At 67.2% G+C, this 22,065-nt stretch carries 23 protein-coding genes; 17 read left to right on the forward strand and 6 right to left on the reverse strand.

The window, feature by feature from the left end:
* Positions 1-20 precede the first annotated feature (20 nt).
* The 4 genes from rfaD to cysM all read left to right on the forward strand — a co-directional run bounded on the left by rfaD (position 21) and on the right by cysM (position 4,148).
* The gene (gene rfaD, locus CBM2586_RS04125) at positions 21-1,016 is read left to right on the forward strand and encodes an ADP-glyceromanno-heptose 6-epimerase (protein WP_115662774.1); all 996 of its coding nucleotides are present in this window, start codon (positions 21-23) and stop codon (positions 1,014-1,016) included.
* A gap of 164 nt (positions 1,017-1,180) precedes the next feature.
* Positions 1,181-1,585 carry a ComEA family DNA-binding protein gene (locus CBM2586_RS04130; RefSeq protein ID WP_115662773.1) on the forward strand — a complete coding sequence of 135 codons (405 nt, stop codon included), beginning with the start codon at positions 1,181-1,183 and terminating at the stop codon, positions 1,583-1,585.
* 236 nt (positions 1,586-1,821) lie between these two features.
* The gene (locus CBM2586_RS04135; RefSeq protein WP_115662772.1) at positions 1,822-3,123 is read left to right on the forward strand and encodes a solute carrier family 23 protein; all 1,302 of its coding nucleotides are present in this window, start codon (positions 1,822-1,824) and stop codon (positions 3,121-3,123) included.
* 122 nt (positions 3,124-3,245) lie between these two features.
* Complete coding sequence (gene cysM, locus CBM2586_RS04140; RefSeq protein ID WP_115662771.1) at positions 3,246-4,148, forward strand: cysteine synthase CysM; 903 nt, start codon at positions 3,246-3,248, stop codon at positions 4,146-4,148.
* A gap of 69 nt (positions 4,149-4,217) precedes the next feature.
* On the opposite strand, the gene mltB is transcribed toward cysM, so the two are convergent.
* The gene (gene mltB, locus CBM2586_RS04145; protein WP_115663807.1) at positions 4,218-5,324 is read right to left on the reverse strand and encodes a lytic murein transglycosylase B; all 1,107 of its coding nucleotides are present in this window, start codon (positions 5,322-5,324) and stop codon (positions 4,218-4,220) included.
* 169 nt (positions 5,325-5,493) lie between these two features.
* On the opposite strand from mltB, the gene CBM2586_RS04150 reads away from it, so the two are divergent.
* The 8 genes from CBM2586_RS04150 (at position 5,494) to CBM2586_RS04185 (ending at position 13,723) form a co-directional block, all read left to right on the forward strand.
* Positions 5,494-6,417 carry a histone deacetylase family protein gene (locus CBM2586_RS04150; protein ID WP_115686901.1) on the forward strand — a complete coding sequence of 308 codons (924 nt, stop codon included), beginning with the start codon at positions 5,494-5,496 and terminating at the stop codon, positions 6,415-6,417.
* A 12-nt stretch (positions 6,418-6,429) separates the two neighbouring features.
* Complete coding sequence (locus CBM2586_RS04155) at positions 6,430-7,233, forward strand: enoyl-CoA hydratase (RefSeq protein WP_115686902.1); 804 nt, start codon at positions 6,430-6,432, stop codon at positions 7,231-7,233.
* 165 nt (positions 7,234-7,398) lie between these two features.
* Positions 7,399-8,433, forward strand: a complete 1,035-nt coding sequence (locus tag CBM2586_RS04160) for a methionine ABC transporter ATP-binding protein (protein WP_115663806.1) — start codon at positions 7,399-7,401, stop codon at positions 8,431-8,433.
* Positions 8,423-9,076 carry a methionine ABC transporter permease gene (locus tag CBM2586_RS04165; RefSeq protein WP_115662768.1) on the forward strand — a complete coding sequence of 218 codons (654 nt, stop codon included), beginning with the start codon at positions 8,423-8,425 and terminating at the stop codon, positions 9,074-9,076. Before CBM2586_RS04160 ends, CBM2586_RS04165 begins: the two co-directional genes overlap by 11 nt.
* Before the next feature lie 32 nt (positions 9,077-9,108).
* Positions 9,109-9,906 carry a MetQ/NlpA family ABC transporter substrate-binding protein gene (locus CBM2586_RS04170; protein WP_115662767.1) on the forward strand — a complete coding sequence of 266 codons (798 nt, stop codon included), beginning with the start codon at positions 9,109-9,111 and terminating at the stop codon, positions 9,904-9,906.
* A 219-nt stretch (positions 9,907-10,125) separates the two neighbouring features.
* On the forward strand, positions 10,126-10,875 hold the full coding sequence (locus tag CBM2586_RS04175; protein WP_115662766.1) for an electron transfer flavoprotein subunit beta/FixA family protein: 750 nt from the start codon (positions 10,126-10,128) through the stop codon (positions 10,873-10,875).
* An 18-nt stretch (positions 10,876-10,893) separates the two neighbouring features.
* The gene (locus tag CBM2586_RS04180; protein ID WP_115662765.1) at positions 10,894-11,829 is read left to right on the forward strand and encodes an electron transfer flavoprotein subunit alpha/FixB family protein; all 936 of its coding nucleotides are present in this window, start codon (positions 10,894-10,896) and stop codon (positions 11,827-11,829) included.
* Positions 11,830-11,938: 109 nt separating this feature from the next.
* On the forward strand, positions 11,939-13,723 hold the full coding sequence (locus tag CBM2586_RS04185) for an acyl-CoA dehydrogenase (RefSeq protein WP_115662764.1): 1,785 nt from the start codon (positions 11,939-11,941) through the stop codon (positions 13,721-13,723).
* An 87-nt stretch (positions 13,724-13,810) separates the two neighbouring features.
* On the opposite strand, the gene CBM2586_RS04190 is transcribed toward CBM2586_RS04185, so the two are convergent.
* A complete protein-coding gene (locus tag CBM2586_RS04190) occupies positions 13,811-15,115 on the reverse strand; it encodes a D-amino acid dehydrogenase (RefSeq protein ID WP_115662763.1) in 1,305 nt (434 codons plus the stop codon).
* A 109-nt stretch (positions 15,116-15,224) separates the two neighbouring features.
* Here CBM2586_RS04190 and CBM2586_RS04195 point away from each other — a divergent pair, with 109 nt between their 5' ends.
* Both CBM2586_RS04195 and CBM2586_RS04200 read left to right on the forward strand, forming a co-directional pair.
* The gene (locus CBM2586_RS04195) at positions 15,225-15,728 is read left to right on the forward strand and encodes an Lrp/AsnC ligand binding domain-containing protein (protein WP_115662762.1); all 504 of its coding nucleotides are present in this window, start codon (positions 15,225-15,227) and stop codon (positions 15,726-15,728) included.
* An 11-nt stretch (positions 15,729-15,739) separates the two neighbouring features.
* Positions 15,740-16,966: a PA0069 family radical SAM protein gene (locus tag CBM2586_RS04200; RefSeq protein WP_373424213.1), complete on the forward strand. Its 1,227-nt coding sequence runs from the start codon at positions 15,740-15,742 to the stop codon at positions 16,964-16,966.
* A gap of 318 nt (positions 16,967-17,284) precedes the next feature.
* Here the strand turns inward: CBM2586_RS04200 and CBM2586_RS04205 are convergent, their stop codons facing one another.
* From CBM2586_RS04205 to CBM2586_RS04220, 4 genes are all read right to left on the reverse strand, one after another.
* Positions 17,285-17,776 (reverse strand): NINE protein, encoded by a 492-nt coding sequence (locus CBM2586_RS04205; protein ID WP_115662759.1) that lies wholly within the window; start codon positions 17,774-17,776, stop codon positions 17,285-17,287.
* Between the two features lie 144 nt (positions 17,777-17,920).
* Positions 17,921-18,079 (reverse strand): hypothetical protein, encoded by a 159-nt coding sequence (locus CBM2586_RS04210; protein ID WP_172583272.1) that lies wholly within the window; start codon positions 18,077-18,079, stop codon positions 17,921-17,923.
* 270 nt (positions 18,080-18,349) lie between these two features.
* Positions 18,350-18,745, reverse strand: coding sequence for a hypothetical protein (locus CBM2586_RS04215; RefSeq protein WP_115662758.1), 396 nt, complete (start codon positions 18,743-18,745; stop codon positions 18,350-18,352).
* A gap of 153 nt (positions 18,746-18,898) precedes the next feature.
* Positions 18,899-20,023 carry a PQQ-dependent sugar dehydrogenase gene (locus tag CBM2586_RS04220; protein WP_115662757.1) on the reverse strand — a complete coding sequence of 375 codons (1,125 nt, stop codon included), beginning with the start codon at positions 20,021-20,023 and terminating at the stop codon, positions 18,899-18,901.
* 152 nt (positions 20,024-20,175) lie between these two features.
* Between CBM2586_RS04220 and rpsP the strand changes: the two genes are divergently transcribed.
* The 3 genes from rpsP (at position 20,176) to trmD (ending at position 22,008) form a co-directional block, all read left to right on the forward strand.
* Positions 20,176-20,427 (forward strand): 30S ribosomal protein S16, encoded by a 252-nt coding sequence (gene rpsP / locus CBM2586_RS04225; RefSeq protein WP_115662756.1) that lies wholly within the window; start codon positions 20,176-20,178, stop codon positions 20,425-20,427.
* 121 nt (positions 20,428-20,548) lie between these two features.
* The gene (gene rimM, locus CBM2586_RS04230; protein ID WP_172587058.1) at positions 20,549-21,172 is read left to right on the forward strand and encodes a ribosome maturation factor RimM; all 624 of its coding nucleotides are present in this window, start codon (positions 20,549-20,551) and stop codon (positions 21,170-21,172) included.
* 53 nt (positions 21,173-21,225) lie between these two features.
* Positions 21,226-22,008, forward strand: a complete 783-nt coding sequence (trmD, locus tag CBM2586_RS04235) for a tRNA (guanosine(37)-N1)-methyltransferase TrmD (RefSeq protein ID WP_115662754.1) — start codon at positions 21,226-21,228, stop codon at positions 22,006-22,008.
* The last annotated feature ends 57 nt before the right edge of the window (positions 22,009-22,065 follow it).

The following is a 22,065-nucleotide window of genomic DNA, read 5'->3' on the forward strand; positions in this document are numbered from 1 at the left end:
CGCCCCATCCTGATCCGACCATGACCATCATCGTCACCGGTGCCGCGGGTTTTATCGGCAGCAATCTCGTCAAGGGCCTGAACGAACGCGGCGAGACCAATGTCATCGCCGTCGACAACCTGACCCGCGCCGACAAGTTCCACAACCTGGTCGACTGCGAGATCTCCGATTACCTGGACAAGCAGGACTTCCTCGCGCGCTTTGCCCGCGGCGAGTTCGGCAAGGTCCGCGCGGTATTCCATGAAGGCGCGTGCTCCGACACCATGGAGACCGACGGCCGCTACATGATGGAGAACAACTACCGCTACACGCTGTCGCTGATGGAGAGCTGCCTGGAGCAGGGCACGCAATTCCTCTATGCATCGTCGGCGGCGACCTACGGTGCCTCGCAGGTGTTCCGCGAAGACCGCGAGTTCGAGCGCCCGCTCAACGTGTACGGCTACTCCAAGTTCCTGTTCGACCAGATCGTGCGGCGCCGGCTGCCGTCGGCGCTGTCGCAGATCGTCGGCTTTCGTTACTTCAACGTGTACGGTCCGCGCGAAACGCACAAGGGTCGCATGGCCTCGGTGGCGTTCCACAACTTCAACCAGTTCCGCGCCGACGGCACGGTGAAGCTGTTCGGCGAATACGGCGGCTATGGTCCCGGCATGCAGAGCCGCGACTTCATCTCGGTCGAGGATGTGGTCAAGGTCAACCTGTTCTTCTTCGACCATCCGGAGAAGTCCGGCATCTTCAACCTGGGCACGGGCCGCGCGCAGCCGTTCAACGACATCGCCACCACCGTGGTCAACACGCTGCGCGAAGCCGAAGACAAGCCGCCACTGTCGCTGGACGACCTGGTGCAGGAAGGGCTGGTCGAGTATGTCAAGTTTCCCGACGCACTGCGCGGCAAGTACCAGTGCTTCACGCAGTCGGATGTGTCCAAGCTGCGCGGCGCCGGCTACGGCGAGCGCTTCCTGACCGTGGAGGAAGGCGTGGCGCGCTACTGCCGCTGGCTGCTCGAGCGCAACGGCTGAGCCCCGCATCGTCACTGTCTCACCTCGGCCGACACGCTTTCGTGCGGCCGGTGTCAACTTTTGTTGCCGCATGCGCCGCCCTCGCGGCGCGCCCCTATCCTGACCTGACCTCGCCGCCCCGGCGGGGTGGTACCTCAGACCATCCACAGGAAAGGAGAGCCTTCATGGCCAAGCACTGGATCCGGCAACTAGCCCGGCATTTTTCCCTGATCTCGCTCGCGGCAACCTTGTGCCTGCTTGCCGGCGGCACCGCCCGTGCCGCGGTCGACGTCAACACCGCGGACGAGGCGGCGCTGACCTCGGTCAAGGGCGTAGGCCCGGCCACGGCCCGCCACATCGTCGAAGAGCGCAACAAGCGCGGACCATACAAGGACGCCGCCGACCTGGCCGAGCGCGTCAGCGGCATCGGGCCGAAGTCCGTGGCCAAGCTGCAGGACGCCGGCCTGACCATCGCCGGCAAGGGCGCGCCCGCTGCCGCACTCTCCGCAGCGCCGCCGGCCACGGCCTCGCCCGCCGCGTCCACCAAAGGGGCAAAGGCCACGCCCGCGCCGGCAAAGCCGGCCCGCTAGCCTGTCGGCGCTGCCCTGTGCCCGGCCGTGCTGCGGCCGGGTGCGTTGTGGCTGGTACGCGTTGTGCTAAACGTTGCCGGCTTCGCAGCCCCCGTGGCGGCGGAGTATCATGCGGACGCCGCGCAGGCAGGACCTGCCGTGCGGCTGCCGACCGGCATTCCACAACCTAACAACCAGGCACAAGCGCGGCGGCCGCCGATCCGGTGGCCAGCCCGGACCACAGGGAGCAAGACAATATGGCGAATGGCGAGGACGCGGGATTCCTGCCGCAATGGCGGCTCAAGACCGAGGGCGTGATCGGCCCCGACGAGCGACTGCCCGCGGGGCAGACCCTGCTGGCCGGGATCCAGCACGTGGTGGCGATGTTCGGCTCGACCGCCATCGCGCCGATCCTGATGGGCTTCAACCCGAATATCGCCATCCTGTTTTCCGGCATCGGCACGCTGATCTTCTTCCTGTGCGTGCGCGGCCGGGTGCCCAGCTACCTGGGCTCCAGCTTCGCCTTCATTGCAGTGGTGATCGCCGCCACCGGCTATGCCGGCAGCGGCCCCAACCTCAACATCCCGGTGGCGCTGGGCGGCATCATTGCCGCCGGTGCGCTGTACACCGTGATCGGCCTGGTGGTGCAGGCGGCGGGCTACGCCTGGGTGGAAAAGCTGATGCCGCCGGTGGTGACCGGCGCCATCGTCGCGGCGATCGGGCTGAACCTGGCCCCGGTGGCGGTCAAGGCGGTCAGCGGCGCGGCGCTCGATACCTGGGTGGGGCTGCTCACCGTGGTCGCGGTGGGGCTGGTCGCGGTCCGCGCGCCCGGCATGATCGGCCGCCTGCCGGTGCTGATCGGCGGCCTGGCCGGCTACGTTGCCTACTACCTGGGTACCAATGTGATGGGGCTGGGCAAGCCGATCGATTTCTCCGGCGTGGCCGCCGCCACCTGGTTCGGCCTGCCGGCGTTCACCGCGCCGACGTTCGAGCTGGGCGCAATGCTGCTGATCGCGCCGGTGGCGATTGTGCTGGTGGCCGAGAACCTTGGCCATATCAAGGCCATCGGCGTGATGACGGGCCGCAACCTGGACCCCTACATCGGCCGCGCCTTTATCGGCGATGGCATCGCCACCATGCTGTCGGCCAGCGGTGGCGGCACCGGCGTGACCACCTATGCCGAGAACATGGGGGTGATGGCGGTCACCAAGATCTATTCGACGCTGATCTTCGTGGTGGCGGCTGCGGTGGCCATCCTGCTGGGCTTCTCGCCCAAGTTCGGTGCCTTGATCCTGACCATCCCGGGACCGGTGATCGGCGGCCTGACCATCGTCGTGTTCGGCCTGATCGCCGCCACCGCGGGCCGCATCTGGGTGCAGAACCATGTGGATTTCTCCAGTTCGCGCAACCTGATCACCGTGGGCGCCACGCTGACGGTGGCCGCCGGCGACCTGACGCTGAAGCTGGGCGGCATGACGCTGGGTGGCATCGGCACCGCCACCTTCGGCTGCATTCTGCTGTACCACCTGCTGGGCGAAGGCAACCGCGAAGAGGCCTGAGCCACCGCGGATGCGGGCGGGTGGGGCAAATCCCGCCTGCCGGCGAGGGATAGGGGTCTGGATTACAATGGCCGGCGAATTGGCATCCCCCGGCATCCTCCGTTTTGACCTTCCTTCGCCCCATGGCCTACAAGACAATTGAAGACACCATCGGCAATACGCCGCTGGTCAGACTGCAGCGCATCCCCGGCGCCGCCAACGACGCGCGCGGCAATGTGATCCTCGGCAAGCTCGAAGGCAATAACCCGGCCGGTTCCGTCAAGGACCGCCCGGCGGTGTCGATGATCGCCCGGGCCGAAGCGCGCGGCCGCATCAGGCCGGGCGATACCCTGATCGAGGCGACCTCTGGCAATACCGGCATCGCGCTGGCCATGGCGGCCGCCATCCGCGGCTACAAGATGGTGCTGATCATGCCCGAGGACCTGAGCCTCGAGCGTCGCCAGAGCATGGCCGCCTACGGCGCCGAGATCATCCTGACTCCGGTCAAGGGCGGCATGGAGTATGCGCGCGACCTGGCCGATTCGATGGAGCGCGACGGCAAGGGCGTGATACTCGACCAGTTCGCCAACCCGGACAACCCGCAGGCGCACTACGAGGGCACCGGCCCCGAGATCTGGCGCGATACCGACGGTCGCATCACCCACTTCGTTTCGGCGATGGGTACCACCGGCACCATCACCGGCGTGTCGCGCTTCCTCAAGGAGCAGAATCCCGGGATCCAGATCGTCGGCGCGCAGCCGGCCGAAGGCTCGCGCATCCCCGGCATCCGCAAGTGGCCCGAAGCCTATCTGCCCAAGATCTACGATCCCAAGTTTATCGACCGCACCGAGCCGGTCAGTCAGGGCGACGCCGAGCACATGGCGCGCCGCATGGCATCCGAGGAGGGCATCTTCTGCGGCATTTCCGCCGCCGGCGCACTGTGCGTGGCATTGCGCGTCGCCGAGGAAGTCGAGAACGCCACCATCGTCTTCGTGGTGTGCGACCGTGGCGACCGCTACCTGTCGACCGGCGTGTTCCCGGCCTGACCCGCAGCGCCGCCGCAAAACAACAAAGGCCTCGCTCATGCGAGGCCTTTGTGCTTTGGCCGTGCCACCTCAGCCCATCGCTGCCTTGACCGCCTCGCCCAGCTGGTACACCGCCAGCGCATAGAAGAAGCTGCGGTTGTACCGCGTCAGCACATAGAAGTTGCGCAGGCCGAGCAGGTACTCGGTGGGCTGGTCGGGCGTGGGCAGGTCCACCACCAGCACGCCGGTCTCGCCTTCGCGCGCCAGGTTGATGGGCTCGTCCACGCGCAAGCCGGCGCGGGTCAGCTGGTTGAGGGTGCGTGTCGGCCACGGCTCGCCATCAGCCGCCGCGGTGGCGACGCCCAGGCTGCCGGCGTCAGGGGCGATGCGCCACACCACCGGACGGCCCGGCTCCCAGCCGTGCAGTTGCAGGAAGCGCGCCACGCTGCCGATGGCGTCGGTGGGGCTGTTGCGCAGGTCGATGTGGCCGTTGTTGTCGTAGTCGATCGCGTATTCGCGCAGGCTGGTCGGCATGAACTGCGGAATGCCGATGGCGCCGGCGTACGAGCCCAGCACCGAGTAGACGTCGGTACGGGTGTCGCGGCACCACACCAGGTAGTCGGCGAGCTGGTTGCGGAACAGCGTGCTGCGGGCTTCGCGGTTGGGCGTGGCCGGGTAGTCGAAGGCCAGCGTCGACAGCGAATCGAGCACGCGGAAGGTGCCCATGTCGCGGCCGTAGATGGTTTCGACGCCGATGATGCCGACGATGACCGAAGCCGGCACGCCGAACTCGGCTTCGGCGCGGCGCAGCGTGTCGCGGTTGTCCTGCCAGAAGCGCACGCCAGCATTGATGCGGATCGGCTCGATAAAGCGCGAGCGGTAGGTGCGCCAGCTTTTGCGGCCGGTGGTGGCGGGCGGCATGATCAGCCTGACTACGGTGGCCGAGTAGACCGCCTGTCCGAACCACTCCTGCAGCATGCCGCGGTCAAAGCCGTGGCGCGCCACCATCTCGTCGATGAAGGCACCTGCTTGCGGGTTGTCGCGATAGCGGCCGGGTTCGATTTCTTCCTCGCGCACGCTGACGCGGCGTTTGTCGGCGGCGAGCAGGGTCGGAGAGAGGCCGCAGAGTCCGAGTGCGGCAGCGGAAAGCGCGGCGCCCAGCAGGGGGCGTCGCAGTGAGCGCTGGGTGTCGGTCATGGTGTCCTTTGCAAGTCGCACCGAGTATAGCGGATGCCACTGCGCCATCCGCGTCGGGGCGGACACCATCTGGCGCGCCAGCGCCGCTGGGTGCCATGGCCGTGCGTGTGCTAACGTAACGTTTGGAGACAACATGGCGACGCATTGCGATCCATTGCGACGATAAGAGATGCCGACAGGCTATTACACGCACCCTGAGTTCCAGCGGCACGAGATGGGGCACTTCCACCCCGAGTGCCCGGAGCGCCTGCAGGCGATCGAGGATCACCTGATTTCGCATGGCCTGGACGGGCTGCTGGAGCGCCGCGAGGCGCCGCCCGCCACGCGCGAGCAACTCGAGCGCGTGCACTGTCCCGAGCACGTCGACGCGCTGCAAAGCGCCAGCCCGTCGAGCGGTTACCACGCGATCGATCCGGACACCTCGATGAACGCCCACACGCTGGCCGCGGCGACGCTGGCCGCGGGCGCGGCCGTGGCCGCCACCGACGCGGTCATCGCCGGCGAGTTCGAGAACGCATTCTGCTGCGTGCGCCCGCCCGGCCACCACGCCGAACCCGACCGCGCCATGGGCTTCTGCTTCTACAACAACGTGGCCATCGCCGCGCGCCACGCACTGCAGGCGCACGGGCTCGAGCGCGTGGCGATCATCGACTTCGACGTGCACCACGGCAACGGCACCGAAGCCGCGTTCCGCGGCGACGAGCGCGTGATGATGTGCAGCATCTTCCAGCACCCGTTCTATCCCTACAGCGGCACCGAGCACCTGGCGCCGAACATGGTCAACATCCCGCTGCCGGCCTACAGCAACGGCATGGCGGTGCGCGAAGTGGTCGAGACCATCTGGCTGCCGCGCCTCAATGAATTCCGTCCGCAGATGCTGTTCATTTCGGCAGGTTTCGACGCGCACCGCGAGGACGACCTGGGCCAGATGGGCCTGGTGGAGCAGGACTATGCCTGGATCACCGGCCAGCTGGTCGAGGTCGCGCGCACTCATGCGCAGGGCCGCATCGTCAGTTGCCTGGAGGGCGGCTACAACCTCAGCGCGCTGGGCCGCAGCGTGCTGGCTCACCTGAAGGTGTTGCTGGAGCATTAGGAGACCGCCGCCATGGCCGAGAACGATGCGCGCGTCGACGCGCCGCTGCTGACCGAATCGCGCGACGCCGCCGGCGTGGCGCGCCTGACCATGAACCGGCCGCAGGCGTTCAACGCCTTGTCCGAGGGGCTGCTCGATGCGCTTACCGATGCGCTGCGCCGGCTCGCCGCCGATCACAGCGTGCGCGTGGTGGTGCTGGCTGGCGCCGGCAAGGCCTTCTGCGCCGGGCATGACCTGCGCGAGATGCGCGCGTCGCCGTCGCATGATTACTACCGGCGTTTGTTCGACCGCTGCACGCGCATGATGATGGCGATCCAGCAGATGCCGCAGCCGGTGATCGCGCGGGTCCACGGCATCGCCACCGCGGCCGGCTGCCAGCTGGTGGCGATGTGCGACCTGGCGGTGGCGGCGGACGATGCGCGCTTTGCCGTGTCGGGCGTCAACCTGGGGCTGTTCTGTTCGACCCCCGGCGTGGCGCTGTCACGCAACCTGCACCGCAAGCAGGCCATGGAGATGCTGCTGACCGGCGACATGATCGACGCGGCCGGCGCGCGCGAGCGCGGGCTGGTCAACCGGGTGGTGCCGGCCGGCGAACTGGACGCCGAAGTGGCGCGGCTGGCCGCCAGCATCTGCGCCAAGCCGGCCGCCGCCGTCGCCGCCGGCAAGGGGCTGTTCTACCGCCAGCTCGAGATGGGCATCGAGGCGGCCTACCAGCTTGCCGGCCAGACCATGGCCTGCAACATGATGGACGATGCGGCGCTGGAGGGCGTGCAGGCCTTCATCGACAAGCGGCTGCCGTCCTGGCGTGGCGCCTGACCGACTTTTACCGTCTTTATATGCCGGGAACGCATAAAGACATCGGCAAAAAGTCGTTTATGGTATGAAGCGAATCGCATAAAATACGCGCTTCAGAAAAATAACGAGCGGCAACAGCGCTGGAGATCCCTCGCCTGTTGCCGTTTTCTTTTGGTCACCTTTTCCATGATCGAACTGCAAGGACTGTCGCAGCGCTTCCCGGGCGCGTCTGGCGACGTGCATGCATTGCGGGACGTCAGCCTGTCGATTGCGGCGGGCGAAGTCTTCGGCATCATCGGCCGCAGCGGCGCGGGCAAGAGCACGCTGGTCCGCGCCATCAACCTGCTGAACCGGCCCACCAGCGGCCGCGTGGTGGTCGCCGGCCAGGACCTGACCGCGCTGGATAACAGCGCGCTGCGCCTGGCCCGCCGCGACATCGGCATGATCTTCCAGCACTTCAACCTGCTGTCGTCGCGCACCGTCTATGACAACGTGGCGCTGCCGCTGGAGCTGGCGGGCAAGCCCAAGGCGGAAATCGCCGCCACCGTGCTGCCGCTGCTGGACCTGGTCGGCCTGTCGGCGCTGAAGGACCGCTACCCGGCGCAGATCAGCGGCGGGCAGAAGCAGCGCGTGGGCATTGCGCGCGCGCTGGCGAGCAAGCCCAAGGTGCTGCTGTCGGACGAGGCCACTTCCGCGCTGGACCCGGAAACCACGCGTTCCATCCTGGAGTTGCTCAAGCAGATCAACCGCGAGCTGGGCCTGACGATCGTGATGATCACGCACCAGATGGAAGTCATCAAGCAGGTGTGCGACCGCGTCGCCGTGCTCGAGGCCGGCCAGGTGGTGGAGAGCGGGCGCGTGATCGACGTCTTCCTGCGCCCGCAGCACGAGGTCACTCGCGCCATGATCGGTGACGTCATCTCGCAGGAGCTGCCGGCGAGCGTGCTCAAGCGCGTCGAAAGCCGGCTCGGCAACGGGCGCGACCACGTCTACCGCCTCGCCTTCACCGGCGAGGGCGTCGACCAGCCGGTGCTGGCGCAGGCGATCCGCCGCTACGGGCTGGACTTCAACATCCTGCACGGCCATATCGACGAAATCCAGGGCCAGGCCTTCGGCTCGCTGGCGATCATGGCCACCGGCGAGCTGGCCGACGTGAAGGCGGCGATGGAATACCTGCAGGCGCAAGGCGTCGTGGTGGAGGAGTTCGAGCATGTGGTCTGAAATGTTTGATCTGTTCCTGACCTCGTTCAACGAGACCCTGCTGATGGTGGCGATCTCGGGCGTGGTCGGCGCGCTGCTGGGCGTGCCGCTGGGGGTGCTGCTGCACCTGACCAACCGCGGCGGCGTGCTGTCGCACCCGCTGTTCAACCGCACCATCGGCGTGATGGTCAACGCGGTGCGCTCGATTCCGTTCATCATCCTGCTGGTGGTGGTGATCCCGTTCACGCGCTTTATCGTCGGCTCGTCGATCGGCACCACCGCGGCGATCGTGCCGCTCACCATCGCGGCGATCCCGTTTATCGCGCGCCTGGTCGAAAGCGCGCTGCGCGAGGTCGACAGGGGTCTGGTCGAGGCGGCCCAGTCGATGGGCGCCACCACCGGCCAGATCGTGTGGAAGGTGCTGCTGCCCGAGGCCATGCCCGGCATCGTCGCCGGCCTGACCATTACCTTCGTCAGCCTGGTCGGCTATTCGGCCATGGCCGGCGCGATCGGCGGCGGCGGCCTGGGCGACCTGGGCATCCGCTATGGCTACCAGCGCTACATCACCGAGGTGATGGTGGCGGTGGTGGTGATCCTGATCGTGTTCGTGCAGGCGGTGCAGAGTTTCGGCGACTGGCTGGTCCGCCGCATCAGCCATCGCTGAACCCCAACTTTATCGAGATAGGAACGTACATCATGCAACGTCGCAGCCTGCTGCAATGGATCCTCGGCGCCGCGCTCGGCGCCTCGCTGGCCACCGGCGCGGTCGCCCAGGACAAGCCGATCCGGATCGGCGTCACCGGCGGCCCGCACGCCCAGATCATGGAACAGGTGAAGAAGGTCGCCGCCAAGGACGGCCTCAATATCCAGGTGGTCGAGTTCAGCGACTACATCCAGCCCAACGCCGCGCTGGCCGCCGGCGACCTGGATGCCAACAGCTACCAGCACCTGCCGTACCTGGAAGCCCAGATCAAGGACCGCGGCTACAAGTTCACGCATATCGCCTACACCGTGACGTTCCCGATGGGCGTGTACTCGAAGAAGATCAAGTCGCTCGACCAGCTCAAGCAGGGCGCGCGCGTGGGCGTGCCCAACGACCCGACCAACGGTGGCCGCGGGCTGTTGCTGCTGCAGAGCAAGGGCGTGATCAAGCTCAAGCCCAACGCCGGCCTGAAGGCGACTCCGCTGGACATCGCGGAGAATCCGAAGAAGATCCGCATCGTCGAGCTCGATGCCGCGCAGCTGCCGCGCTCGCTGGATGACCTGGATGCCGCCGCCATCAATGGCAACTATGCCGAGTCCGCGGGCCTGTCGCCGACCAGGGACGCGATTGCCATGGAAGGCCCGAAGGGGCCTTACGCCAACCTGATCGCGATCCGCGAGGCCGACAAGAGCAAGCCCTGGGTGGCCAAGCTGGTGAAGGCGTACCATTCGCCGGAAATCAAGCAATACGTCACATCGGCTTTCAAGGAATCGGTGATCACGGCCTGGTAAGCCGGCGTCACTCCGGGTTTCATCCAATCGGACGAGGCCTGCCGGCCTGGCTTTGCAGCACAATCGCCTGACCGGTAAAAAAGGTGCCGGGCCTATGCCCGGCATCATTTTGCCGATAAAATAGTACGATCGTTCGAAAAACAGGAGAGCCGCCGACCCGGTGGTTATAATGACGAGCGAACAAAATTTCTGACTATCAGCAATCAGTGGAGTGAGCGCATGAAAGTACTCGTCGCAGTCAAGCGGGTGGTGGATTACAACGTCAAGGTCCGCGTCAAGGCGGACGGCTCGGGCGTCGATCTGGCCAACGTCAAGATGAGCATGAACCCCTTCGACGAAATCGCCGTGGAAGAGGCCGTGCGCCTGAAGGAAGCCGGCGTTGCCACCGAAGTGGTCGCCGTGTCGTGCGGTGTCACGCAGTGCCAGGAAACCCTGCGCACCGCGATGGCCATCGGTGCCGACCGCGGCATCCTGGTGGAATCGACCGAAGACCTGCAACCGCTGGCCGTGGCCAAGCTGCTGAAGGCGCTGATCGACAAGGAACAGCCGCAACTGGTGATCCTGGGCAAGCAGGCCATCGACGACGACTCCAACCAGACCGGCCAGATGGTGGCCGCGCTGGCCAACCTGCCGCAAGCCACGTTCGCCTCGAAGGTGGTGGTGGCCGATGGCAAGGCCTCGGTCACGCGTGAAGTCGACGGCGGCCTGGAAACGCTGTCGCTGAACCTGCCGGCGGTGGTGACCACCGACCTGCGCCTGAACGAGCCGCGCTACGTCACGCTGCCGAACATCATGAAGGCGAAGAAGAAGCCGCTCGACACCGTCAAGCCGGAAGACCTCGGCGTCGACGTCAAGCCGCGCCTGTCGACCCTGAAAGTGGTCGAGCCGCCCAAGCGCAGCGCGGGTGTGATGGTGCCGGACGTCGCGACGCTGGTGCAGAAGCTGAAGAACGAAGCCAAGGTTATCTGAGCGCGGGGGAGATAGAACATGACTGCACTCGTCATTGCTGAACACGACAATCAATCGATCAAGGGCGCCACGCTCAACACCGTGACCGCCGCAGCCCAGTGCGGCGGCGACGTGCACGTGCTGGTGGCCGGTTCCAACGCCAAGGCCGCGGCGGACGCCGCCGCCAGGATCGCCGGCGTGACCAAGGTCCTGCTGGCCGACGCCGCCTACTTCGGCGACGGCCTGGCCGAAAACGTTGCCGAGCAGGCGCTGGCTATCGCCAACGACTACTCGCACATCCTGGCCCCGGCCACCCCGTACGGCAAGAACATCCTGCCGCGCGTGGCCGCCAAGCTGGACGTGGCCCAGATCTCGGAAATCTCCAAGGTCGACGCCCCGGACACCTTCGAGCGTCCGATCTACGCCGGCAATGCCATCGCCACGGTCAAGTCGGAAGACAAGATCAAGGTCATCACCGTGCGCGGCACCGCCTTTGACGCCGCCGCCGCCGAAGGTGGCTCGGCCGCCGTCGAGACCCTGCCGGCCGTGGCCGACGCGGGCGTTTCGCAGTTCGTTTCGCGCGAAGTGGCCAAGAGCGACCGTCCGGAACTGACCGCCGCCAAGATCATCGTCTCGGGTGGCCGTGGCGTGGGTTCGGGCGAGAACTACACCAAGGTGCTGACGCCGCTGGCCGACAAGCTCAACGCCGCGCTGGGCGCCTCGCGCGCCGCCGTGGACGCCGGCTTCGTGCCCAACGACTACCAGGTCGGCCAGACCGGCAAGATCGTCGCGCCGCAGCTGTACATCGCCGTCGGTATCTCCGGCGCGATCCAGCACCTGGCCGGCATGAAGGACTCCAAGGTGATCGTCGCGATCAACAAGGATGCCGAGGCCCCGATCTTCTCCGTGGCCGACTACGGCCTGGTGGGCGATCTGAACACCGTGGTGCCGGAGCTGGTGGCAGCACTGGGCTGATGCCGCGCCGGCCGCACTGCGGCCGGTACGGACAGCAGCAGGCAGCAAGCAACGAGCCGTTCCGGGAGCAACCCGCGAACGGCTTTTTCATACATGTTGGGAGACATCGATGACCTACCGTGCGCCGATCAAGGACATGCTGTTCGTCATGAACGAACTGGCCGGCCTTGAGGCCGTCAGCCAGCTGCCAGGCTTCGAGGAAGCCACCCCCGAGACGGTCGAGGCCGTGCTCGACGAGGCGGCCAAGTTCAACGAGCAGGTGCTCGCGCCGCTGAACCGCGCCGGCGACCTGGACCCGAGCAGCTGGAAGGATGGCGTGGTCACCACCACGCCTGGCTTCAAGGAGGCGTTCCGCCAGTTCGGCGAGGGCGGCTGGCAGGGCGTGCTGCATGCGCAGGAGTTTGGCGGCCAGGGCCTGCCCAAGCTGATCGCCACGGCCTGCAACGAGATGCTGAACAGCGCGAACCTGTCGTTCGCGCTGTGCCCGCTGCTGACCGACGGCGCCATCGAGGCGCTGCTGACGGCAGGTTCCGATGCGCAGAAGGCCACCTTCCTGCCCCGGCTGATCTCGGGCGAGTGGACCGGCACCATGAACCTGACCGAGCCGCAGGCCGGCTCGGACCTGGCCGCGGTGCGCACCCGCGCCGAGCCGCAGGGCGACGGCACCTACAAGGTGTTCGGCACCAAGATCTTCATCACCTATGGTGAGCACGACATGGCGCAGAACATCGTCCATCTCGTGCTGGCGCGCACGCCCACCGCGCCCGAAGGCGTGAAGGGCATCTCGCTGTTCATCGTGCCCAAGTTCCTGGTCAATGCCGATGGCAGCACCGGCGCGCGCAACGATGTGCATTGCGTCTCGATCGAACACAAGCTGGGCATCAAGGCCAGCCCCACCGCGGTGCTGCAGTTCGGCGACCATGGCGGCGCGATCGGCACGCTGGTCGGCGAAGAGAACCGCGGTCTCGAGTACATGTTCATCATGATGAACTCGGCGCGCTTCTCGGTCGGCATGCAGGGCATCGCGGTGTCCGAGCGCGCCTACCAGCACGCGGTGGCCTATGCGCGCGAGCGCGTGCAGAGCCGCCCGGTCGATGGTTCGGCGCGCGAGGCCGTGACCATCATCCACCATCCCGACGTCAAGCGCATGCTGATGACCATGCGCGCGCTGACCGAAGGCGCGCGCGCGGTGGCGTACGTCGCCGCTGCCGCCAGCGATGCGGCGCACCAGCATCCCGACGAAGCCGTGCGCAGGCAGAATCAGGCGTTCTACGAGTTCATGGTCCCGGTGGTCAAGGGCTGGAGCACCGAGCTGTCGATCGATGTCACCAGCCTCGGCGTGCAGGTGCACGGCGGCATGGGCTTCATCGAGGAAACCGGCGCGGCGCAGCACTACCGCGACGCGCGCATCCTGCCGATCTACGAAGGCACCACGGCGATCCAGGCCAATGACCTGGTCGGCCGCAAGACCGTGCGCGACGGTGGCGCGGTGGCGCGCGCGATCTGCGCGCAGATCGCCGAGACCGAGGCCGCGCTGGGCCGGCACGGCGGCGCCGCCTTCACCGCGGTGCAGGCGCAGCTGGCCAGGGGCCGTGCCGCGCTCGAAGCCGTGGTCGAGTTCGTCGTCGCCAACGCCAAGTCCGATCCGAACGCGGTGTTTGCCGGCAGCGTGCCTTACCTGAAGCTGTGCGGCATCGTGTTCTCCGGCTGGCAGTTCGGCCGCGCCATGCTGGCCGCCGATGCAAAGCGTGCGGACGATCCGGCATTCCACGAAGCCAAGATCGCGACCGCGCATTTCTTCGCCGAGCACATCCTGTCGCAGGCAGGGGCCTTGCGCGATGCCGTGGTCAGTGGCGGCGCGCCGGTCAATGCGTTGAGCGCCGAGCAGTTCTGAGTGCTGCGCGCGGGCGCGCGCAAAGCAGTCATGGCAAAAGGGCGACCCTGCAGGGTCGCCCTTTTTGCTGGCGGGACTGGCCTTGTATCAGGCGGCCGCCGGGCGCGGCGCCAGGTGATGGCGCGCCGGCTTCAGGTAGCGGCTGACCGACAGGTCGTCGGCGCGGATCGCCGGCGACTTGCCCGACACCAGGTCCGACAGCAGCTTGCCCGAGCCGCAGGCCATGGTCCAGCCGAGCGTGCCGTGGCCGGTGTTCAGCCACAGGCCGCGCACCTGGGTCGGGCCGACGATGGGCGTGCCGTCCGGCGTCATCGGGCGCAGGCCGGTCCAGAAGGTGGCCTGGCTGACATCGCCGGCGCCCGGGAACAGGTCGGTCACCACATGCTCGAGCGTGCGGCGCTTGGCCGGGTCGAGGCTGCGGTCATAGCCGACGATCTGCGCCATGCCGCCGACGCGGATGCGGTCATCGAAGCGGGTCAGGGCCACCTTGTAGGTCTCGTCCAGCACCGTCGAGACCGGGCCGCGCGAGGCATCGCTGAGCGGCACGGTGATCGAGAAGCCCTTGAGCGGATACACCGGCAGGTTGGACATGCCGCGCAGGAAGGGCTTGACCAGCTGCGTCGACCAGCTGCCCAGCGCCACCACCACCAGGTCCGCCGACATCGGCTCGCCATCGACCACGGCGCCGGTGACGGCGTCGCCCTGGCTCATCAGGCCGTCGATCGAGCGGTTGTACAGGAAGCGGACGCCGAGCGTGCCGGCCATGCCGGCCAGGCGTTGCGTGAACAGCGCGCAGTCGCCGGTTTCGTCGTTGGGGAGGCGCAGGCCGCCGGCCAGCTTGTGGCGGACGGCGGCCAGCGCCGGTTCGCTCGCGGCGAGTTCCTCGCGCGAAAGCAACTGGTACGGAACCCCGGCCTGCTCCAGCACCGCGATGTCCTTGGCCGCGCCGTGCATCTGCTCGTCGGTTCGGAACACCTGCAGCGTGCCTTGCTGGCGGCCTTCGTAGGCGATGCCGGTTTCCGCGCGCAGCGCGCGGATGCAGTCGCGGCTGTACTCGGCCAGCCGCACCATGCGCTCCTTGTTGACGGCATAGCGGCCGGCGCTGCAGTTCAGCAGCATCTGCCACATCCATTGCAGCTGGAACAGCGTGCCGTCGGGGCGGATGCTGAGCGGCGCGTGTTCCTGGAACATCCACTTGATCGCCTTGAGCGGCACGCCGGGCGCCGCCCACGGCGACGCGTAGCCGGGCGAGATCTGGCCCGCGTTGGCAAAGCTGGTGCCGAGGGCGGGGCCGGCTTCGCGGTCAACCACGGTCACTTCGTGACCGGCCTTGGCCAGGTACCACGCACTGGTAATGCCAATCACGCCACTGCCAAGTACGAGAACGCGCATTTCGGGGGGGCTCCAACTGCGATGACTGCGGTATAAAGGATTTGTCTCTATACTATTGAATGCATTCCAGTCATAGTTACCGAATTTTTGAGGAAAACAGAAAAAACTCATGAGAACGAGTCGCCAGCCCCAACGCACGCTCGACCGGCTCGACCGCAAGATCCTGGCCGCGCTGCAGAGCGACGGCAGGATGTCGATGAAAGACCTGGCCGAGGCGGTCGGGCTGACCATCACGCCGTGCATCGAGCGCGTCAAGCGCTTGGAGCGCGATGGTGTCATCATGGGCTACTACGCACGGCTGAATCCGGCCTTGCTGGGCAGCGCGCTGCTGGTGTTCGTCGAGATCTCGCTGGGCAACAAGTCGGGCAATATGTTCGAGCAGTTCCGCCGCGAGGTCCTGCGCATTCCGGAGGTGCTGGAATGCCACCTGGTATCGGGCGATTTCGACTACCTGATCAAGGCGCGCATCCGCGAGATCGGCGAATACCGCCGGCTGCTGGGCGACATCCTGCTGCAGCTGCCCGGCGCCGCGCAGTCGAAGAGCTATGTGGTGATGGAAGAGATCAAGGAGACACTGGCCATCTCGGTCGAGGAGAAGAGCCAGGCCGCGTGACGAAGGCCAGCATGGAGCGCCCCCCGCCAAAACCCAAATTCCCCCGACACCTCGCCAGCGCGACGCGGCGCGAGGCCGACCCGGACGCGCAGGCGCCGCCGGCCCTTGTGCGCCCGCCCGTTGCGCGCAAGGGCCGCGGAGCCGTCAGCAATCTGCAGGGACGTTTCGAGCATGACCAGCGCGAGGCGTTCGACGATGGCTGGGGCGCCGTGCCGGAAGACGCCGCCACTACCCCTGAGGCCGTGACCGGTGCGGACGACGCTCCGCTGCCACCGCTGCGCACCGAGGTCCATCTCGAGCGTGCCCGTTCCGTGCTGACGCGCAATGCCTCGCCGGATGTCCCGTTCGATGTTTCGCTCAATCCCTACCGCGGCTGTGAGCATGGCTGCATTTATTGCTTCGCGCGTCCGACGCACGCCTACCTCGACCTGTCGCCCGGGCTGGATTTCGAAACCCGGCTCTATGCCAAGGCCAATGCCGCCGAGCGCCTGCGCGAAGTGCTTTCGCGGTCGTCGTACCGGTGCGAGACCATCGCGCTGGGCGTCAACACCGACGCCTACCAGCCGATCGAGCGTGAACAGCGCATCACGCGCAGCCTGCTGGAGGTCCTGCACGAATGCGACCACCCGGTGGCGCTGATCACCAAGTCATCGTTGATCGAGCGCGATATCGAACTGCTCGCGCCGATGGCGGCCAAGCGGCTGGCGGTGGCGGCGCTCACCATCACCACGCTGGACGCCGGCATCGCACGCACGCTCGAGCCGCGCGCGGCGACGCCGTCGCGGCGGCTGCGCACCATCCGCACGCTGACCGACGCCGGCATCCCGGTGGGGGTCAGCATTGCCCCGGTGATCCCCTTCATCACCGAACCCGATCTGGAGCGCGTGCTCGAAGCGGCGCGCGAGGCGGGCGCCGTCTATGCGAACTACATCGTGCTGAGGTTGCCGTGGGAAGTGCGACCGCTGTTCGAGGAGTGGCTGCAGGCGCACTTCCCAGATCGGGCCGAACGGGTCATGAACCGCGTGCGGGACATGCGCGAAGGCAAAGACTACGATGCCAGCTTTGCCACGCGCATGCGCGGGACCGGCGTGTGGGCGGACTTGCTGCGCCAGCGCTTCTACAAGGCCGCCGAACGGCTCGGCTTCCGCTACAACCGGTTTGAACTGGATACTTCGCGTTTTCGGCCGCCGGCGGCGGCTCCCAGCGGCAAGGACGATCCGCAGGGTTCGCTGTTCTGAGCCTTCAGAGCGGCTGCCGTGGCCAGCTGGTCGCCGATCATGCTGCTGGCGAGTTCCAGCGCGGCCTTGGCGCTCGATGGCGGCAGTCCCGAGGACAGCGCCAGCCGGACGGCGATCGCCGCCAGGCGTCCTTCCTCATAACTTGGCATGTCGATTGTTGCTCCTTTGCGCTGCCGGGGCTTGGCCTCGCCGCGCATCGCGCCGCCAGGATCGGACGGCTCTACCAGTATGGGCGAATTGGCCGAAAGGGGAACCGGCGATTGCGGCCGCCTTGACCGGGGACAAATCCGATGCGCGAACAGGGCAGTGCGCAGGCGCTTACTGCGACAGTTCGCGGGCAGCCTCGACCTGGGCTTCGAAGAAGGTCTGGAAACTGATGGCCAGCCCCGCCATCAGCAGGCCAGTACCGATCAGCAGCGACAGGATTACCAGGATCACCACCGGCCAGCCCGAGCGCGTGGCTTTGCCGTGCGGGTTGAAGCGGGCGTCCCATTTGTCATCCGGGCGCAGCCCATAGACGATGGCCGCCAGGAAGGCGCTGATGACGGAAATGCCGCCGGCCACGGCAAAGGTCCAGTTCAGTGCCGGGCCGCCCGCGCCGGTGGCCATCGAGGCCACGCCGATGGCGCCCGCCAGCAGCGCCAGCAGGTGCGCCCAGCCATACAGGTCGCGCAGGCCGCCCAGGTAGAAGCGGTGCGCGCCCAGGCTGCCGAACAGGAAGGCCAGCGCCACCGTCAGCAGCTTCGATTTTCCGCGCACGGACGGCGCGGCGAGCGGAGAGGCGTGGCGGGCTGGCGTGGCTGCGGGCATGGTCGGAAAGAGAGTTTCGGGCCTCGGGTGCAGGCCGGCGTTGCGCCGGCACGGAAGGTGGCGGCACAAGGGTACCGGCCGGCCCACATTGTACGCCGGCAGTCAACGCAAGGAAGGGAAGTGCGTCAAAAGGCGCCAGCGGCGCTAATGCCAGCCGCCGGCGATCAGGCCACGGATAAAGGCCGAAGCGTGCTCGCTGATGTGGGTTTCGCCGTAGAGAACCAGGGTCAGGATGCCCATGAACAGGATCGACAGCGATAGCTGGCCCGCGTGTTCGGCCAGGTCGCTAAGCAGGGGTGACATGACAAACCTCACAGAATTATTGTCATTCTGGAGGCTGCGCCCGGGCCGTCTTGGTCGGGTCCCGGCAGGAGGTGTCGGGCAGAGGCAGGTCAGTTCGATTGCCGTCCGCACATGACGGCACGCTGTGAGCCCCGGACAGCGCCGGGCGGCAGCCTGTGCGCGCGCCTGGAATCGGGCACACACTTAAGTAAAGACAGGCCGGGCGGGGGAGGAGTTCCGCAGCGAGGTGGCGGCGCGCGGTTTCAGCGCCGGGGACGGCGCCAGCGGCGCTCAGCGGCCGTTGTCGCGGCCGCGCGCCTGCCAGCCGGGACCTACCTGGCCCTCGCGCGGCTCGTTGCGGACGTCATTGGCGGCATTGCGTTCCTGGCCGCGGCCGCGGTTGTCGTCGCGGGCGCCGGCGAGCGCGGCGCGGCGGCCGCTGAGGCGGTCGTCGGCGCGGGCGCGCGCCTCCATGCGGTCGATCTGGGCCTGTACGTGTTCACGGCTTTCGGCGCGCACGCTGGCCATCTGCCAGCCATCGCCGGACTGGACCCGGTTGGGGCGGCCCTCGGAACGGACTTGTTGCCAGAACGCGACCTGGGCATGGCTGGCGGCTACCGCGCCGACCAGGCCCGAGGCCACCAGGATGCCAGCCACCAGGTCGCGCAGGAGAGAGCGGGTGAGCATGCGGATTCCCAGGGTCCTGTCGCGCTGTGTTGCTGTTGGAAGATGGGTTCATGGTACGCATGGGGCATCGGGGCGCCTATGCCAATCCCGTTACCGGTGTAACGGATTGTTTCGCACGCACAAAGCCCCGTCGGGCGGGGCTTTCAGGCGGATTCAGGGTTGGTAGCGGATGCGGTAAATCGCCCCCGCGTGGTCGTCGCTGACCAGCAGCGAGCCGTCCGGCGCGACCAGGACATCGGCGGGCCGGCCCCAAGCCCTGCCGCCGCGCAGCCAGCCCTGGGCGAACACCTCCTGGCGCACGGCCTTGCCGGCGCCGTCCAGCACCACCCGGACCACGCGGTAGCCGGAAGGCTCGCTGCGGTCCCAACTGCCGTGTTCGGCGATCAGCACGTTGTTGCGGTAGTCCGGCGGGAACTGCGTGCCGGTGTAGAAGCGCATGCCCAGCGCGGCGACGTGCGCGCCCAGCCGGGCCACCGGCGGCACGAATTCGGAGCAGGGGCGCTTGCCGCCATATTCGGGGTCGGCGACGTTGCCGGCGTGGCAGTACGGGTAGCCGAAATGCTGGCCGGGCGCGGTGACGCGGTTCAGTTCGTCGTCGGGCACGTCGTCGCCCATGCGGTCGCGGCCGTTGTCCGTGAACCACAGTTCGCGCGTGGCGGGGTGCCAGTCGAAGCCGACGGTGTTGCGCACGCCGCGCGCCACCACCTCCAGGCCGGTGCCGTCGGGCTTCATCCTGACGATGTTGGCATAGCGGCTTTCGTCGGGCTCGCACACATTGCACGGGGCACCGGTCGCGACGTACAGGTAGCCGTCAGGGCCAAAACCGATGAATTTGCCCCCGTGGTGGCCGTCCGGGGGAAAGCGGTCACTCACCACGTTGGGCGCAGGCGGCTGTTCCAGGCGGGATTCGATCTGGTCGAGTCGCACGATCTTCGAGACCGAGGACGCGTACAGGCTACCGTCATGGAATGCCACCCCCAGCGGATTGCGCAAGCCGGTGGCGACGGTGCGCACCCGCGGGCGCGTGCCGAGCGCATCGCTGACCGCATAGAGCTTGCCTTCGCTGCGCGATCCCACGAACAGCGTGCCCGACGGCGACATCGCCATGGCGCGCGCGCCCGGAACGTCGTCGGTCAGCACCTCGATGCGGAAGCCGGGCGGCAGGCGCAACTGGTCCAGCGGCAGGGCGGCCAGCGCGGACTGGCTCGTTGCCAGTACCATGAGCGCCAGCAGCGCACGCGGTAACATGCCAACCATGAAGTGCAGAGCGGGGCGCATGTGGGGCCTCCTGTCGCGGTTTTTGCCACGATGCCCGCGCCGCGTTCACGCGTCAACCACCTAAGTGTTTGTTTGGCCTCGGGAATTGGGCTATACTCTTACGTTTCGTGTTCGAACGCCCTTGAACACCCCGTTTTCTGAGGAATCATTCCATGGTCGTTATCCGTCTGGCTCGCGGCGGCAGCAAGAAGCGCCCGTTCTTCAACATCGTCGCCACCGACTCGCGCAACCGTCGCGATGGTCGTTTCATTGAGCGCGTTGGTTTCTACAACCCGCTGGCAGCCGAAGGTGAAGAAGGCCTGCGCCTGTCGCAAGACCGCCTGACCTACTGGCAAGGCGTCGGCGCCCAGCTGTCGCCGACCGTTGCTCGCCTGGTCAAGCAAGGCGCCAAGGCTGCTGCCTGATTGCCACTTGCAACGCGCCCTGCCGTAACCGGCGGGGCGCGTTTGCATTGGACCACGCGCACCCGTGACTGAGCGAAAGCAGGACGCCGGGCGGCCGACGCGGCCGCCGCTGAATCGGTCCATGAACCGGCCGCAAGGCGAGCCGGCCAAGGCGCTCAGGCTGCCCGCGGCGCTGCTGTATGCCGATCCGCTGCCGGAGGACCTGGTGGAGGTCGGCTATGTCAGCGCTGCCTATGGCATCCGTGGCTGGATCAAGGTCCAGCCGCATGCCGACGATGCGTCGGCGCTGCTGCATGCCCCCCGCTGGTGGCTGCTGAGCCCGCCGCAGGCGGGATTGGTGGCGGCCGAAGCGGCGCGGGCCGAGCCCGTCTGCGTGAAGATCGCGCAGTCGCGCGAGCATAGCGGCACGGTGGTGGCGCAGGCTGCCGGCGTGGCCGACCGCAATCTTGCGGAAGCGTTGCGTGGCCGTCGCGTGTGGATCCGGCGAGCGGATTTTCCGGCGCCGGAAGAAGATGAGTTCTATTGGGTCGACCTGATCGGCTGCAGCGTCAGCAACGAGCAAGGCGAATTGCTGGGCGAAGTGTCCGGGCTGATCGACAACGGTGCCCACCAGATCCTGCAGGTTGCCTTCGTGCAGCCCGACGGCACGGCCGGCGAACGGCTGATTCCATTTGTCGACGCGTTCCTGCGCACGGTGGATACCGCGGGCAAGCGCATCGTGGTGGACTGGGGGCTCGATTACTGAACCGTGCCTGCGCAGGTGCAGGTTATGTGCGGAATAGGGAAGGGAGAGAGCGGATGCAGTTCGACGTGATCACGCTGTTTCCCGACATGTTTCGCGCGCTGACCGACTGGGGCATTACCAGCCGGGCGGCCAAGCAGCAGCGGTATGCGTTGCGCAGCTGGAATCCGCGCGATTTCACCGTCGACAACTACCGCACCATCGATGACCGGCCCTATGGCGGCGGTCCCGGCATGGTGATGCTGGCCAAGCCGCTGGACGATGCGATCGATGCCGCGGTGGCGGCGCAGGCGCAGGCCGGCGTGCCGCAGCCGCATGTGGTGCTGATGTCGCCGCAGGGCAAGACGCTGACGCATGCCAAGGTCATGGAGCTGGCGCAGCGGCCGGGCCTGGTGTTGCTGTGCGGCAGGTACGAGGCGATCGACCAGCGGCTGATCGACCGCCGCGTTGACGAGGAAATCAGCCTCGGCGATTTCGTGCTGTCGGGCGGCGAGTTGCCGGCGATGGCGCTGATCGACGCGGTGGTGCGCCACCTGCCCGGCGTGCTGGGCGACGCGCAGTCGGCGGTGCAGGACAGTTTCGTCAATGGCCTGCTCGATTGCCCGCATTACACCCGGCCGGAAGAATATGAAGGCGTGCGGGTTCCCGACATCCTGCTCGGGGGCCATCATGCCGAGATCGAAAAATGGCGGCGCCAGCAGGCGCTGGCCAATACCGCGAGCAAGCGCCCCGACCTGATCGAGGCGGCCCGCGCGCAAGGTTTGCTGACCCGTGCCGACGAGAAATTCCTGTCGGAATGGGCGGTGAAGGAAGGGCGGGGGGAAACTCCCGCCAGGTAAAACCCCATCCTCTGCCGGGGCCCGGGAAGTCCTGGGGCATACAACGCCGGCACGATG

The organism is Cupriavidus taiwanensis (assembly GCF_900250115.1).
In the GTDB taxonomy this organism is placed as follows: domain Bacteria; phylum Pseudomonadota; class Gammaproteobacteria; order Burkholderiales; family Burkholderiaceae; genus Cupriavidus; species Cupriavidus taiwanensis_B.

What these genes read in the sequence shown, in the direction of transcription:
- trmD (WP_115662754.1), top strand. Translation starts at nt 21,226, where the DNA reads ATGCAGTTCGACGTGATCACGCTGTTTCCCGACATGTTTCGCGCGCTG.
- CBM2586_RS04150 (WP_115686901.1), top strand. Translation starts at nt 5,494, where the DNA reads ATGCCGACAGGCTATTACACGCACCCTGAGTTCCAGCGGCACGAGATG.
- CBM2586_RS04130 (WP_115662773.1), top strand. Translation starts at nt 1,181, where the DNA reads ATGGCCAAGCACTGGATCCGGCAACTAGCCCGGCATTTTTCCCTGATC.
- rfaD (WP_115662774.1), top strand. Translation starts at nt 21, where the DNA reads ATGACCATCATCGTCACCGGTGCCGCGGGTTTTATCGGCAGCAATCTC.
- rpsP (WP_115662756.1), top strand. Translation starts at nt 20,176, where the DNA reads ATGGTCGTTATCCGTCTGGCTCGCGGCGGCAGCAAGAAGCGCCCGTTC.
- cysM (WP_115662771.1), top strand. Translation starts at nt 3,246, where the DNA reads ATGGCCTACAAGACAATTGAAGACACCATCGGCAATACGCCGCTGGTC.
- CBM2586_RS04220 (WP_115662757.1), bottom strand. Translation starts at nt 20,023, where the DNA reads ATGCGCCCCGCTCTGCACTTCATGGTTGGCATGTTACCGCGTGCGCTG.
- CBM2586_RS04200 (WP_373424213.1), top strand. Translation starts at nt 15,740, where the DNA reads ATGGAGCGCCCCCCGCCAAAACCCAAATTCCCCCGACACCTCGCCAGC.
- CBM2586_RS04170 (WP_115662767.1), top strand. Translation starts at nt 9,109, where the DNA reads ATGCAACGTCGCAGCCTGCTGCAATGGATCCTCGGCGCCGCGCTCGGC.
- CBM2586_RS04155 (WP_115686902.1), top strand. Translation starts at nt 6,430, where the DNA reads ATGGCCGAGAACGATGCGCGCGTCGACGCGCCGCTGCTGACCGAATCG.
- mltB (WP_115663807.1), bottom strand. Translation starts at nt 5,324, where the DNA reads ATGACCGACACCCAGCGCTCACTGCGACGCCCCCTGCTGGGCGCCGCG.
- CBM2586_RS04195 (WP_115662762.1), top strand. Translation starts at nt 15,225, where the DNA reads ATGAGAACGAGTCGCCAGCCCCAACGCACGCTCGACCGGCTCGACCGC.
- CBM2586_RS04215 (WP_115662758.1), bottom strand. Translation starts at nt 18,745, where the DNA reads ATGCTCACCCGCTCTCTCCTGCGCGACCTGGTGGCTGGCATCCTGGTG.
- CBM2586_RS04135 (WP_115662772.1), top strand. Translation starts at nt 1,822, where the DNA reads ATGGCGAATGGCGAGGACGCGGGATTCCTGCCGCAATGGCGGCTCAAG.
- rimM (WP_172587058.1), top strand. Translation starts at nt 20,549, where the DNA reads ATGAACCGGCCGCAAGGCGAGCCGGCCAAGGCGCTCAGGCTGCCCGCG.
- CBM2586_RS04205 (WP_115662759.1), bottom strand. Translation starts at nt 17,776, where the DNA reads ATGCCCGCAGCCACGCCAGCCCGCCACGCCTCTCCGCTCGCCGCGCCG.
- CBM2586_RS04185 (WP_115662764.1), top strand. Translation starts at nt 11,939, where the DNA reads ATGACCTACCGTGCGCCGATCAAGGACATGCTGTTCGTCATGAACGAA.
- CBM2586_RS04180 (WP_115662765.1), top strand. Translation starts at nt 10,894, where the DNA reads ATGACTGCACTCGTCATTGCTGAACACGACAATCAATCGATCAAGGGC.
- CBM2586_RS04175 (WP_115662766.1), top strand. Translation starts at nt 10,126, where the DNA reads ATGAAAGTACTCGTCGCAGTCAAGCGGGTGGTGGATTACAACGTCAAG.
- CBM2586_RS04210 (WP_172583272.1), bottom strand. Translation starts at nt 18,079, where the DNA reads ATGTCACCCCTGCTTAGCGACCTGGCCGAACACGCGGGCCAGCTATCG.
- CBM2586_RS04160 (WP_115663806.1), top strand. Translation starts at nt 7,399, where the DNA reads ATGATCGAACTGCAAGGACTGTCGCAGCGCTTCCCGGGCGCGTCTGGC.
- CBM2586_RS04190 (WP_115662763.1), bottom strand. Translation starts at nt 15,115, where the DNA reads ATGCGCGTTCTCGTACTTGGCAGTGGCGTGATTGGCATTACCAGTGCG.
- CBM2586_RS04165 (WP_115662768.1), top strand. Translation starts at nt 8,423, where the DNA reads ATGTGGTCTGAAATGTTTGATCTGTTCCTGACCTCGTTCAACGAGACC.